Origin of the sequence: Variovorax sp. OK605 (genome assembly GCF_900115445.1) — a bacterium.
In the GTDB taxonomy this organism is placed as follows: domain Bacteria; phylum Pseudomonadota; class Gammaproteobacteria; order Burkholderiales; family Burkholderiaceae_C; genus Variovorax.
The window spans coordinates 1-12,216 of the sequence record NZ_FOWL01000025.1; the positions used below are offsets into that span (position 1 = coordinate 1).

Annotated in this window: 13 protein-coding genes; 8 read left to right on the top strand and 5 right to left on the bottom strand. The window is 67.6% G+C overall.

Going from position 1 to position 12,216, the window contains the following annotated elements; genetic code table 11:
* A partial coding sequence (locus BM013_RS37080) for a Fe-Mn family superoxide dismutase (protein WP_218153631.1) occupies positions 1-111 on the top strand: 111 nt, incomplete at its 5' end.
* Positions 112-139: 28 nt separating this feature from the next.
* On the opposite strand, the gene BM013_RS37085 is transcribed toward BM013_RS37080, so the two are convergent.
* Complete coding sequence (locus BM013_RS37085) at positions 140-517, bottom strand: VOC family protein (RefSeq protein WP_093134972.1); 378 nt, start codon at positions 515-517, stop codon at positions 140-142.
* 239 nt (positions 518-756) lie between these two features.
* Here BM013_RS37085 and BM013_RS37090 point away from each other — a divergent pair, with 239 nt between their 5' ends.
* Positions 757-1,764, top strand: coding sequence for a tripartite tricarboxylate transporter substrate binding protein (locus BM013_RS37090; RefSeq protein ID WP_093134975.1), 1,008 nt, complete (start codon positions 757-759; stop codon positions 1,762-1,764).
* A 60-nt stretch (positions 1,765-1,824) separates the two neighbouring features.
* Positions 1,825-2,895: an MBL fold metallo-hydrolase gene (locus BM013_RS37095; protein ID WP_093134977.1), complete on the top strand. Its 1,071-nt coding sequence runs from the start codon at positions 1,825-1,827 to the stop codon at positions 2,893-2,895.
* 141 nt (positions 2,896-3,036) lie between these two features.
* Here the strand turns inward: BM013_RS37095 and BM013_RS37100 are convergent, their stop codons facing one another.
* The 4 genes from BM013_RS37100 to BM013_RS37115 all read right to left on the bottom strand — a co-directional run bounded on the left by BM013_RS37100 (position 3,037) and on the right by BM013_RS37115 (position 5,448).
* On the bottom strand, positions 3,037-3,294 hold the full coding sequence (locus BM013_RS37100) for a hypothetical protein (protein ID WP_093134980.1): 258 nt from the start codon (positions 3,292-3,294) through the stop codon (positions 3,037-3,039).
* A gap of 38 nt (positions 3,295-3,332) precedes the next feature.
* Complete coding sequence (locus tag BM013_RS37105; RefSeq protein ID WP_093134982.1) at positions 3,333-4,106, bottom strand: SDR family NAD(P)-dependent oxidoreductase; 774 nt, start codon at positions 4,104-4,106, stop codon at positions 3,333-3,335.
* Between the two features lie 86 nt (positions 4,107-4,192).
* Positions 4,193-4,675 carry a hypothetical protein gene (locus BM013_RS37110; protein ID WP_093134985.1) on the bottom strand — a complete coding sequence of 161 codons (483 nt, stop codon included), beginning with the start codon at positions 4,673-4,675 and terminating at the stop codon, positions 4,193-4,195.
* Positions 4,672-5,448 carry a Crp/Fnr family transcriptional regulator gene (locus BM013_RS37115; protein WP_093134987.1) on the bottom strand — a complete coding sequence of 259 codons (777 nt, stop codon included), beginning with the start codon at positions 5,446-5,448 and terminating at the stop codon, positions 4,672-4,674. Before BM013_RS37115 ends, BM013_RS37110 begins: the two co-directional genes overlap by 4 nt.
* A gap of 84 nt (positions 5,449-5,532) precedes the next feature.
* On the opposite strand from BM013_RS37115, the gene BM013_RS37120 reads away from it, so the two are divergent.
* From BM013_RS37120 to BM013_RS37145, 5 genes are all read left to right on the top strand, one after another.
* Positions 5,533-7,488 carry an AMP-dependent synthetase/ligase gene (locus BM013_RS37120; RefSeq protein WP_093134990.1) on the top strand — a complete coding sequence of 652 codons (1,956 nt, stop codon included), beginning with the start codon at positions 5,533-5,535 and terminating at the stop codon, positions 7,486-7,488.
* Positions 7,485-8,270, top strand: a complete 786-nt coding sequence (locus BM013_RS37125) for an ABC transporter ATP-binding protein (protein ID WP_093134992.1) — start codon at positions 7,485-7,487, stop codon at positions 8,268-8,270. Before BM013_RS37120 ends, BM013_RS37125 begins: the two co-directional genes overlap by 4 nt.
* Before the next feature lie 474 nt (positions 8,271-8,744).
* Positions 8,745-9,674 (top strand): branched-chain amino acid ABC transporter permease, encoded by a 930-nt coding sequence (locus BM013_RS37135; RefSeq protein ID WP_093134997.1) that lies wholly within the window; start codon positions 8,745-8,747, stop codon positions 9,672-9,674.
* 5 nt (positions 9,675-9,679) lie between these two features.
* A complete protein-coding gene (locus BM013_RS37140) occupies positions 9,680-10,744 on the top strand; it encodes a branched-chain amino acid ABC transporter permease (protein WP_093135000.1) in 1,065 nt (354 codons plus the stop codon).
* A 73-nt stretch (positions 10,745-10,817) separates the two neighbouring features.
* Positions 10,818-12,149: an ABC transporter substrate-binding protein gene (locus tag BM013_RS37145; protein WP_093135002.1), complete on the top strand. Its 1,332-nt coding sequence runs from the start codon at positions 10,818-10,820 to the stop codon at positions 12,147-12,149.
* Positions 12,150-12,216 lie beyond the last annotated feature (67 nt).

The window sequence follows — 12,216 nt, forward strand, 5'->3', positions numbered from 1 at the left end:
GTGTGGGAACACGCGTACTACATCGACTACCGCAACCTGCGCCCGAAGTTCGTCGAGACCTTCCTGGCCAAGCTGGCCAACTGGGACTTCGCCGCAAAGAACTTCGGCTGAGCCTTCAGTTGAGCCTTCGGCTGAAGCTTCAGCCGTTGATGAGGTTCAGGATGTTCCCGTCCGGGTCCTTGAACCACGCGACCTTCATGTCACCCATGACATGCAGGTCGCCTTCGAGCGTCGTGCCGGGCATGTCGTAGTGCTCGAAGCGCACGCCGCGCTGCTTCAGCGCCGCGGCGATGCGCCCGATGTCGTTGCCCACCTGCCAGGTCACGGCCGTGGCCTGGTTGGTGCCCGCGAACTGCGAGCGGTACACGTTGATGCGCGTGCCGCCGCTGCGGTAGACGATGACCTCGTCGCCCTCCGTGTCGACCTGCGCGAGGCCCAGCGTGTCTTCGTAGAAGCGGCGGGCCACCGCGAGGTCCTTCACCGCGAGATTGGCCACCGCGTCGATGTTTCCGAGCATGAGCGTCTCCTTCGAGAATTGATGACTCAACTTTGATTACTCAACCGTCCGGTGCAGTATTCGCCGCTCGCGCGCCGCTGTCAAGGCACGCGCAAAACAGCCCCCGCGCCTCGATACGGGCCCCATCGCGAATGAAGAAATCCTTCCGGCGCGCCTTGCGGCACACTGCACCCCCGGTGCAGTGACGGCATCGCCGCACCCCCGATTCGCTTCGACAGACGACAAAGAGACAACAACCCATGATCCGCAGAAACCTCGGCACGCTGGCCATTGCGCTGGCCCTGCCGCTCACCTTCTCGCTGGCCCTCACGGCCACCGCCCACGCCCAGACAGCCGCATCCGCCGCGGCCTACCCCGCCAAGCCCATCCGCATGGTCGTGCCCTTCCCGCCCGGCGGCGGCACCGACATCCTGGCGCGCCTGGTCGCGCAGAAGCTCACCGAGGCCAACCACTGGACCGTGGTGCCCGACAACCGCGGCGGCGCCGGCGGCACCATCGGCATCGCCGAGGCCGCGCGCGCCGCGCCCACGGGCTACGACATCGTGATGGGCCAGAAGGACAACATGGTCGTGGCGCCCTGGCTCTACAAGAACCTGAGCTACAACCCGGTGAAGGACCTCACGGCCGTGGCCCACGTGGCCTACACGCCGGTGGTGATCGTCACGCAGGCCAACTCCAGGTTCAAGTCGCTCGACGACGTGGTGAAGGCCGCGCGCGCCGCGCCCGACACCGTCACCTACGGCTCGCCGGGCAACGGCACCACCATCCACCTGGCCGGCGAGATCTTCGACAGCGCCGCCAAGATCAAGATGCGCCACGTGCCCTACAAGGGCTCCAACGCGGCCATGATGGACGTGCTCGCGGGCAACGTCGACCTGATGGTGTCGTCGGTGCCTTCGGCCCTGGCGCAGATCAAGGCCGGCAAGCTGCGTCCGCTGGCCGTCACCTCGGCCAAGCGCAGCACCTCGCTGCCCGACACGCCCACCGTGGCCGAGCTCGGCTACAAGGACTTCGACGTGTCCACCTGGTACGGCCTGTTCGTGCCGGCCGGCACGCCCAAGGACGTGGTCACGCTGCTGAACGCCGAAGTGAACAAGCTGCTGGCCACGCCTGAAATGAAGGCCGCCATCATTGCCCAGGGCGCGGAGCCGCAGGGCATGACGCCGGCGCAGTTCGGCACGCTGCTGAAGACCGACTACGACAAGTGGAAGGGCATCGTGCAAGCCTCGGGCGCGACAATCGAATAAGCCTGCGCGCCGCAGAATGGTGTCTCCGGAACAAGCCGCAGCGACGGCATGGAGACACCGATGGTTCTTTTCCCTTCCCGCTTTCCTTCCCGTTCACCGTTCCTGAAGACAGCCGCGCTGGCCGCGGTTGCCGCCCTCGTCCAGGGGTGCGCGCAGACCCCGGCCTCGCAGGCATCGGCCTCACAGGCATCGGCCTCGCCGGCGCCCTCCAACGCCACCGTCGCCGCCCACGTCTCGGCGGCCACGAAGACCGCGGGCACCGACCTCGGCGCGCTGCTCACGCTGTGCAAGCCCGCCGCCGACGCGCGGCCGCAGCAGGCCGAACTCGACCGCAGCCTCACCGCCCTCATCGACAAGCCGGCGCCGCCGCCCGGCAAGGCCTTCGACAACCTGTACTTCGTGGGTGCCGACTGGGTCAGCGCGTGGGCAGTGAAGACCTCGGACGGCATCATCCTCATCGATGCGCTGAACAACCAGGTGGAGGCCGCCGCGCTGATCGAAGGCGGGATGCGCAAGCTGGGCCTCGACCCCGCGCAGATCAAGTACGTGCTGGTCACGCACGGCCACGGCGACCACTACGGCGGCGCGCCCTACCTGGCGCAGAAGTACCACGCGCGCGTGGTCATGAGCGAAGCCGACTGGACCATGACCGAGACCAAGCTGGAGTTCGCCACGCCGATCTGGGGCGCACCGCCCAAGCGCGGTCCGCGCGACATCTCGGTGAAGGACGGCGACCGCCTCACGCTGGGCGACACCACCCTCACGCTGTACATCACACCGGGCCACACCATGGGCACCATCTCGCCGGTGTTCGACGTGGCCTCGGGCAAGCAGAAGCACCGCGCCATGCTGTGGGGCGGCACGGGCTTCAACTTCGGCAAGGACGTGCCGCGCCTGAACAGCTACATCGCCGCCACGCAGCGCATGGACACGGTGGTGTCGGCGCAGAAGATCGACGTGATGCTGTCGAACCACTCGAACATCGACGGCTCGCAGGGCAAGCTGGCGGCGCTGCGCCAGCAGCCGGCGCAACCCAATCCGTTCGTGATGGGCACGCCGGTGGTGGAGCGGGCGTTGAGCGTGATGGGGGAATGCGCGCAGGCGCAGCGGGACAGGTTTGCGATGCAGTGAGCCCGTCTTGCGCCTTCCCCTTCGGGGGAAGGTTGGGATGGGGGCTGACGGCGTTTGAAAAAGCCGTGGCGATGGATGCGCCGCTGGCCCCCACCCCTGCCCTCCCCCGGAAGGGGAGGGAGACATGCAAATACCGCGGGCTCAGTCGGGCACGAACTTCGTGTTGAAGATCTCCACGTCCGACGCCAGCTCGAACGTCGCCACCTGCCCCATCTTCCCGTCGCTCATGCGGCAGGCCGAGAACAGGCTGAAGCGGCCCTTGAAGTAGAACTCGTCCATCACGATCAGTGCGTACGGGTAAGGCACGAAGACCTGGTGTTCGAAGATGATGCGGTGCACGTTCCTCGGCGACGGAAAGAGCTTGTAGTCGTTGGTGTCGATCGACTTGGCTGTGGCCATGGTGTGCGTCCCGTTTCGATGCGTTGCTGCGTGCGCGTTCAGGCCGGGTCGCGCACGTCGGCCACGGGGTTCGCGCCGAAGTCCGCGCGCGCCAGGTACTTCAGCACCTTGGCGGCGGCCGTGGCGGGGCTGTCGAGCATGCCTTCGTTCTTCATCTTCTCGAAGCGCGTGCGGTCCGGGAACTTGTCGGCCGAGGCGCCGCGCAGCTGCACCTGCATGTCGGTGTCGATCACGCCGGGCGCCAGCGACACGATGCGCGCGCCGTTCGGCGCCTGCGCTTCCTCGAGCGCCACGGCGCGCGAGAAGTGGTCCATGCCGGCCTTGGCGCCGCAGTACGGCGCCTGGCTGCCCATGGCGTTGCGGCCCAGGCCCGACGAGATGTTCAGCACCTTGCGCGCGCCGCGCCATTCGCGCGTGGCGCCCAGGAACGCGGCCGTGAGCAGCATCGGCGCTTCGAGGCCGATGCGCAGCGCCAGCGACAGCTCGGACGCCACCGCGCGCGACAGCGGCGCGGGGTTGCCCACGGTGCCGGCGTTGTTGATGAGCGTGACGCTGTCGAAGCGCTGGCCGTCCACGGTCTGCAGCCAGGCCGACAGGCGGGCCGCGGCGGCCACGGGGTCGGACAGGTCCTGCTCCCATTGCGTGAGCTCGGCGCCGGCGGCCTTGGCCGAATCCGCGGCCGCGGCCAGCTCGGGCGATTGCTTGCGCGAAATGCCGAGCACCACGTGGCCGGCCTGCAGCAGCTGTTCGGCCATGGCATGGCCCAGGCCGCGCGAGGCGCCGGTGATGAGGGTGAGGTGGGAAGCGGTCATCGGGAAAGGACTTTCTGGAAAGAAGGCGAGGAGGTTAAGGGGTAATGAAAAGCCTTGCGGGCAAGCCTTGGGGAAAGCCTCGCGGCTCAACCGGTGCGGAATTGCTTGCGCAGGAAGTTGCGGTGGCGGGCAATGTGCTGCAGCTGCGCGGGCGCAACGGTGCCACCCAGGTCGACTTCGTCCGCGCCGTTGAGCACGGCATTGGCGTTGACCATGGCGCGCGCCACCACCTCTTCCTCGCTCACGCCGAGCTGCGCCGCCAGGTCGAGCGCCACGCGGCGCATGGCGCGCTGCGACAGCATCCACATGGCGCCGAAGCGGTCCCACGCAAGCGCGGCTTCGTCGGCCTTCTCGCGGTCGGCCAGGATCTCGCTGAGCGGCTTGGCCAGCACGGCGTCGAGCGCCTCGATCTTCTCGGCCAGGCGCTCGTTGTGCGCAAGGGCTTCTTCGAGCGTGGGGCCGGCGTCTGCGGCTTTCGCCTTCTTCGCCGGTTCGGGCGGCTCGGGCGGTGCAGCGAAGGCGGCCTGCTCATTGGCGGGAACGATCTGGATCTGGTCTTTGAGGCTCATTGGGTTTCCGTTTCCGCGGAGGGTTGGTTCTTCTTGTTCGACATCGCGGTCGCGCGCAGGCCCGGCAGGTCGAGCACGCGCAGGCCACCGTACTCCACGCGGATCAACCCCTGCGCCGACAGGCCGTTCAGCGCCTCGTTCACGCGCTGGCGCGACAGGCCCACCAGGTAGGCCAGCTCCTGCTGCGTGATGCGCAGGACTTCGCCCACGCCCGGGTACAGCACCGGGTTGAACAGCGACACCAGGTTGCGCGCCACGCGCGCGTCGGGGTTGTTGAGCCGGTCGATCTCCAGCGCGGCGATGAACTGGCCCAGCCGCTCGTTGAGCTGGTTCATCACGAAGCGGTTGAAGCCGATGGAGTGGTCCAGCAGCCAGTGGAAGCTCTCGATGGGCAGGCCCGCCACCACGCTGCGGCGCAGCGCCTGGATGTTGTAGCGGTAGGGCTCGCGCTTCATCACCGTGCCCTCGCCGAACCAGCCGCCGGGCGGCACGCCGGTGTAGGTGACGGAGCCGCCGTCGGCGTTGTCGTTGCTCATCTTCAGCAGGCCCTCGACCACGCCGAACCAGTAGGTGGGCGAGCGCCCGACGCGGCACACCAGGTCGCCGGGCTCGGCCTCGCCGACCACCAGCGTGGCCTCGGCGCGGCGGCGCTCGGCGGGCGTGAGCGTGTGCAGCCAGGGGATGCTGTCGAGTTCGGCGCCGCTGGGGGGACGCACGCGGTCCTTGATGGAACCGCCGAGCACGTGGTTGTGGTTGAGGTCGCCGTGAGGCATCGGGAAACTCCGGGGAGTAGTGTCCCTAGGATTGTCGTTGGAACGACAACCGGGCGTCAAAGTGGGACCTACGATCCGCCCACTGTGCAAACAACCGCCCCCACCTTCCCCCGTCTGCTGCTCGCGCATGCCGAGGCCCAGCCCGAGGCGCCCGCCGTGCGCGAAAAGGACCTCGGCATCTGGCAAACCTGGACCTGGAACGCCGTGGCGCAGGAGGTGCGCGAAATGGCCTGCGGCCTGGCGAGCCTCGGCTTCAAGGCCTTCGACAACCTGGCCATCGTCGGCGCCAACCGGCCGCACCTGTACATGGCGGTGGTCGCCGCGCAGAGCCTGCGCGGCGTGCCCGTGCCGCTGTACCAGGACGCGGTGGCCGGCGAGATGGTGTTCATGCTGCAGGACGCGAGCATCGAGTTCGTGATCGTCGAGGACCAGGAGCAGGTCGACAAGCTGCTGGAGTGCCGCGAGATCCAGAAGGAGCGCTACCCCGCGATCCGCCACATCATCTACGACGACCCCAAGGGCCTGCGCCACTACGACCAGCCCGGGCTCATGAGCTACGAGCAGCTGCGCGCGCTGGGCCGCGAGTTCGACAAGGCCCACCTGGGCTACTACGACCGCGCGGTGGCCAGCGGCGAGGCCACCGACGTGGGCGTGATCCTCTACACCTCGGGCACCACCGGCCGCCCCAAGGGCGTGTGCCAGACGCATGCCAGCTTCATCGCGGCGGGCCGCGGCGGCGTGGAGACCGACCGGCTCGGCCCCGGCGACAACATCATGAGCTACCTGCCGATGGCGTGGGTGGGCGACCACCTGTTCTCGGTGGCGCAGTGGCTGGTGGGCGGCTTCACGCTGAACTGCCCCGAGTCGAGCGAGACGGTGATGAACGACATGCGCGAGATCGGCCCGAGCTACTACTTCGGCCCGCCGCGCACCTTCGAGGGCCTGCTCACGGCCGTGTCGATCCGCATGGAAGACGCGGCCGCGCCCAAGCGCTGGCTGTATGCCAGGTTCATGGCGCTGGCGCAGCGCGTGGGCGCCGACATATTGAACGGCGCGCCGGTGAGCACCGTCGACCGGCTGCTGTACGGCCTGGGCAACCTGCTCATCTACGGCCCGCTGCGCAACGTGCTGGGCATGAGCCGCATCCGCGTGGCGTACACCGCGGGCGCGGCCATCGGGCCCGACCTGTTCCGCTTCTACCGCTCCATCGGCGTGAACCTCAAGCAGTTCTACGGCCAGACCGAGACCTGCGCCTACGTGTGCCTGCAGCAGGACGGCAAGGTCAAGCTGCAGACCGTGGGCACGGCCGCGCCGGGCATCGAGCTGAAGATCGCCGAAGACGGCGAGGTGCTGGTGCGCGGCGTGTCGGTGCTCAAGGAGTACTACAAGCGCCCCGACGCCACCGCCGAGGTGCTGGACGCCAACGGCTACTTCCACACCGGCGACGCGGGCGTGCTCGACAGCGAGGGCCACCTGCGCATCATCGACCGCGCGAAGGATGTGGGCCGGCTCGTGGGCGGCGCGATCTTCGCGCCCAACTACATCGAGAACAAGCTCAAGTTCTTCCCGCAGATCAAGGAAGCCGTGTGCTTCGGCAATGCGCGCGACCAGGTGTGCGCGGCCATCAACATCGACTTCGAGGCCGTGGGCAACTGGGCCGAGCGGCGCGGGCTGGCCTACGGCGGCTACGTCGACCTGGCCGGCAAGCCCGACGTGCTGACGCTGATTGCCGAGTGCATCGGCAAGGTCAACGCCGACCTGGCGGGCGAGGACGGCATGGGCGAGACGCAGATCGCGCGCTTCCTGGTGCTGCACAAGGAGCTCGACCCCGACGACGACGAGCTCACCCGCACGCGCAAGGTGCGCCGCGGCTTCATCGCCGAGAAATACGCGGTGCTGGTCGATGCGCTCTACGGCGGCAAGGCCGAGCAGTTCATCGAGACCCAGGTCAAGTTCGAGGACGGCCGCACGGGCGTGGTGAGCGCCACGCTGAAGGTCGTCGAGGCAAAGAATTTCCCCATCGTGAAGGCGGCTGCATGAGCGCGCGCAAGACCGGCGACGTCGTGCTCGACGTGCAGAACATCAGCTTGAGCTTCGGCGGCGTGAAGGCGCTGACGGACATCAGCTTCAACGTGCGCGAGCACGAGGTGCGGGCCATCATCGGGCCCAACGGCGCGGGCAAGAGCTCGATGCTGAACTGCATCAACGGCGTGTACTGGCCGCAGCAGGGCTCCATCACCTTCCGCGGCCAGACCTTCAAGCACATGAACTCGCGCCAGGTGGCCGAGATGGGCGTGGCGCGCACTTTCCAGAACCTGGCGCTGTTCAAGGGCATGAGCGTGCTCGACAACATCATGACCGGGCGCAACCTCAAGATGAAGAGCGGCCTGCTGGCGCAGGCGCTGCGCTGGGGCCCGGCGGAGCGCGAGGAGCTGCGCCACCGCGAGTTCGTCGAGCACATCATCGATTTCCTGGAGATCCAGGCGCACCGCAAGACGCCGGTGGGCCGCCTGCCCTACGGCCTGCAGAAGCGCGTGGACCTGGGCCGCGCGCTGGCCATGGAGCCGCAGGTGCTGCTGCTGGACGAGCCCATGGCCGGCATGAACGTGGAAGAGAAGCAGGACATGAGCCGCTTCATCCTCGACGTGAACGACGAGTTCGGCGCGACCATCGTGCTGATCGAGCACGACATGGGCGTGGTGATGGACATCTCCGACCGCGTGGTGGTGCTGGACTACGGCAAGAAGATCGGCGACGGCACGCCGGACGAAGTGCGCAACAACGAAGACGTGATCCGGGCGTACCTGGGCGTGGAGCACTGACGCCATGCCGCCATTCGCCACGAAGCATTGCTCCTTCCCCCTCTGGGGGAAGGCTGGGATGGGGGCACGACGGCCCTCGCCACACGGCAGCGCCCCATCGAGCGCCGCATGCCCCCACCCCAACCCTCCCCCGGAAGGGGAGGGAGAAATACAGGGCACGCAACGCCGGCCCCCGATGCATTGCTCCTTCCCCTCCCGGGGGAAGGCTGGGATGGGGGCACGACGGCCCTCGACACACGGCAGCGCCCCATCGAGCGCCGCATGCCCCCACCCCAACCCTCCCCCGGAAGGGGAGGGAGAAATACAGGGCACGCAACGCCGGCCCCCGATGCATTGCTCCTTCCCCTCCCGGGGGAAGGCTGGGATGGGGGCACGACGGCCCTCGCCACACGGCAGCGCCACATCGAGCGCCGCGTGCCCCCACCCCAACCCTCCCCCGGAAGGGGAGGGAGAAAAACAAGAGAGACATTGACCATGGGCTTTTTCCTCGAAACCCTGTTCGGCGGCCTCATGGTCGGCATGCTCTATTCGCTGATCGCCATCGGCTTCGTGCTGATCTACAAGGCCTCGGGCGTCTTCAACTTCGCGCAGGGCGCGATGGTGCTGTTCGCGGCGCTGGCCATGGCACGCTTCTCGGAGTGGTTTCCGCTGTGGTTCGGCTTCCAGAGCCAGATCCTCGCGAACATCCTGGCCTTCGTTGCCGCCATGGCGGTGATGGTGGTGGTGGCCTGGCTCATCGAGCGGCTCGCGCTCAGCAAGCTGGTGAACCAGGAAGGCATCACGCTGCTGATGGCCACGCTGGGCATCGCCTACTTTCTCGACGGCATGGGCCAGACCATCTTCGGCAACGACATCTACAAGATCGACGTGGGCATGCCCAAGGAGCCGCTGATGGTGCTGCAGGGCACCTTCGAAGGCGGCCTGCTGCTGAGCCAGGAAGACCTGGTGGCCGCGCTGGTGGCCGCGGGCCTCGTGGTGGTGCTGGCCATCTTCTTCCAGAAGACCGCCACCGGCCGCGCCCTGCGCGCGGTGGCCGACGACCACCAGGCCGCGCAGTCGATCGGCATTCCGCTCAAGCGCATCTGGGTCATCGTGTGGTCGGTCGCCGGCTTCTCGGCGCTGGTGGCCGGGATCATCTGGGGATCGAAGCTGGGCGTGCAGTTCTCGCTGTCGCTGGTGGCGCTGAAGGCGCTGCCGGTGGTGATCCTCGGCGGGCTCACCTCGATCCCGGGCGCCATCATCGGCGGCCTGCTGATCGGTGTGGGCGAGAAGCTGTCCGAAATCTATCTCGGCCCCATGCTCGGTGGCGGCATCGAGATCTGGTTTGCCTATGTTCTTGCATTGGTCTTCCTGCTCGTGCGGCCCCAGGGGCTGTTCGGCGAAAAGATCATCGACCGGGTCTGAACGCGATGTTCTACAGAGAAAACGGCCAGTTCAAGTCGAGCTACCGCGCCGACCAGCAGATCTTTCCGATCGCGCAGGACCGCATCGCGATCCTGGTGCTGCTGCTCGTGGCGTTCATCGTGGTTCCGCTCGGCGTGTCCGACTACTGGATGCGCGCCATCCTCACGCCCTTCCTGATCCTGTCGCTCGCGGCGCTGGGCCTGAACATCCTGGTGGGCTACTGCGGGCAGATCTCGCTGGGCACGGGCGCCTTCATGGCGGTGGGCGCGTACGCGGCCTACAACTTCCAGGTGCGCATCGACGGCATGCCGCTCATCGCCTCGCTGCTGCTGGGCGGTCTGTGCGCCACGGTGGTGGGCGTGCTGTTCGGCATTCCGAGCCTGCGCATCAAGGGCCTGTACCTGGCGGTGGCCACGCTGGCCGCGCAGTTCTTCACCGACTGGGCGTTCCTGCGCATCCAGTGGTTCACCAACAATTCGTCGTCGGGCTCGGTGAGCGTGGCGGGGCTGAACGTGTTCGGCGTGCCGATCGAGTCGCCGGTGCAGAAGTACCTGTTCTGCCTGGCCTTCGTGGTGGTGTTCGCGCTGCTGGCCAAGAACCTGGTGCGCAGCGCCATCGGCCGCGAATGGATGGCCATGCGCGACATGGACGTGGCCGCCGCCGTGATCGGCATCCGCCCGGTGTACGCCAAGCTCACGGCCTTCGCGGTGAGCAGCTTCATCGTCGGCGTGGCCGGCGCGCTGTGGGGCTTCGTGCACCTGGGCGCGTGGGAGCCGGCGGCGTTCAGCATCGACCGCTCGTTCCAGCTGCTGTTCATGGTGATCATCGGCGGGCTCGGCTCGATCATGGGCAGCTTCTTCGGCGCCGCGTTCATCGTGCTGCTGCCGCTCTTTCTGAACCAGCTGCCCGCGTGGCTGGGCTTCTCGATTTCCACTGCGCTGGCCTCGCACCTGGAGACCATGATCTTCGGCGCGCTGATCGTGTTCTTCCTGATCGTCGAGCCGCACGGCCTGGCGCGGCTGTGGTCCACGGCGAAGGAAAAGCTGCGGCTGTGGCCCTTCCCGCACTGACGAAGTTCCGAGAGTCCCGAGAGTTCCCGTTCGCAAAAACCCGGCACCGAGGTGCCCACATAAGGAGACAGGCATGAAACTGAAATCGCTCGCTCTGACCGCCGCCCTGGTGGCCAGCACCCTCGGCGCCATGCTCGCGCCATCCCTCGCGCAGGCGCAGGCCAAGGAGCAGTTCTTCCCGCTGCTGGTGTACCGCACCGGCCCCTATGCGCCCAACGGCACGCCCTGGGCCAACGGCAAGCAGGACTACCTGAAGCTGGTCAACGCGCAAGGCGGCATCAACGGCGTGAAGATCACCTTTGAGGAATGCGAAACGGGCTACGCCACCGACAAGGGCGTGGAATGCTACGAACGCCTGAAGGGCCGCCCCGGCGTCGCGCTGTTCGACCCGCAGGCCACCGGCATCACCTTCGCGCTGACCGACAAGGTGCCCACCGACAAGATCCCGCTGGTCACGCTGGGCTACGGCCTGGCCGCCTCGCAGGACGGCGGCGTGTTCAAGTGGAACTTCCCGCTGATGGGCTCCTACTGGACCGCGGCCGACATCCTGATCCAGCACCTGGGCAAGAAAGAGGGCGGCATGGACAAGCTCAAGGGCAAGAAGATCGCCCTCGTGTACCACGACTCGCCGTTCGGCAAGGAGCCGATTCCGCTGCTGCAGGAGCGCGCGAAGATGCACGGCTTCGACCTGTCGCTGATTCCGGTCACCGCGCCCGGCGTGGAACAGAAGTCGGCCTGGCTGCAGGTGCGCCAGCAGCGCCCCGACTTCGTGCTGCTGTGGGGCTGGGGCGTGATGAACTCCACCGCGCTGAAGGAGGCCGTGGCCACCGGCTTCCCGCGCGAGAAGATGTACGGCGTGTGGTGGGCCGGCGCCGAGCCCGACGTGAAGGACGTGGGCGCCAACGCCAAGGGCTACAACGCGCTGGCGCTGAACGGCTCGGGTCCCGACAACAAGGTGATCCAGGACATCCTGAAGCAGGTGCACGACAAGGGCCAGGGCACCGGTCCGAAGGAGGAAGTGGGCTCGGTGCTGTACACGCGCGGCGCCATCATCTCCATGCTGGGGGTGGAGGCGGTCAAGCGCGCGCAGGAGCGCTTCGGCAAGGGCAAGGTCATGACCGGCGAGCAGGTGCGCTGGGGCCTGGAGAACCTGGCGCTCGACCAGAAGAAGCTCGACGCGCTGGGCTTCGCCGGCGTGATGCGCCCGGTGAGCACCTCGTGCCAGGACCACATCGGCTCGACCTGGGCGCGCATGGAAACCTGGGACGGCGCCAAGTGGAACATCGCGCCCGACTGGTACCAGGCCGACGAACAGATCATCAAGCCGATGACCAAGGCCGCCGCCGACAAGTACGCCAGCGAGAAGAAGCTGACGCGCCGCGAGGCAGCCGACTGCCAGTCCTGATGCACTGAGCGTGCCGTGGCGGCTCGCGAGAGCCGCCATTCGCAAGAACAGCCCGGCGCGCGATCGC

Bases quoted from the DNA above. Each gene is read 5' to 3' on its own strand.
- BM013_RS37140 (WP_093135000.1), top strand. From the start codon at position 9,680: ATGTTCTACAGAGAAAACGGCCAGTTCAAGTCGAGCTACCGCGCCGAC.
- BM013_RS37085 (WP_093134972.1), bottom strand. From the start codon at position 517: ATGCTCGGAAACATCGACGCGGTGGCCAATCTCGCGGTGAAGGACCTC.
- BM013_RS37145 (WP_093135002.1), top strand. From the start codon at position 10,818: ATGAAACTGAAATCGCTCGCTCTGACCGCCGCCCTGGTGGCCAGCACC.
- BM013_RS37105 (WP_093134982.1), bottom strand. From the start codon at position 4,106: ATGACCGCTTCCCACCTCACCCTCATCACCGGCGCCTCGCGCGGCCTG.
- BM013_RS37095 (WP_093134977.1), top strand. From the start codon at position 1,825: ATGGTTCTTTTCCCTTCCCGCTTTCCTTCCCGTTCACCGTTCCTGAAG.
- BM013_RS37135 (WP_093134997.1), top strand. From the start codon at position 8,745: ATGGGCTTTTTCCTCGAAACCCTGTTCGGCGGCCTCATGGTCGGCATG.
- BM013_RS37100 (WP_093134980.1), bottom strand. From the start codon at position 3,294: ATGGCCACAGCCAAGTCGATCGACACCAACGACTACAAGCTCTTTCCG.
- BM013_RS37090 (WP_093134975.1), top strand. From the start codon at position 757: ATGATCCGCAGAAACCTCGGCACGCTGGCCATTGCGCTGGCCCTGCCG.
- BM013_RS37115 (WP_093134987.1), bottom strand. From the start codon at position 5,448: ATGCCTCACGGCGACCTCAACCACAACCACGTGCTCGGCGGTTCCATC.
- BM013_RS37125 (WP_093134992.1), top strand. From the start codon at position 7,485: ATGAGCGCGCGCAAGACCGGCGACGTCGTGCTCGACGTGCAGAACATC.
- BM013_RS37110 (WP_093134985.1), bottom strand. From the start codon at position 4,675: ATGAGCCTCAAAGACCAGATCCAGATCGTTCCCGCCAATGAGCAGGCC.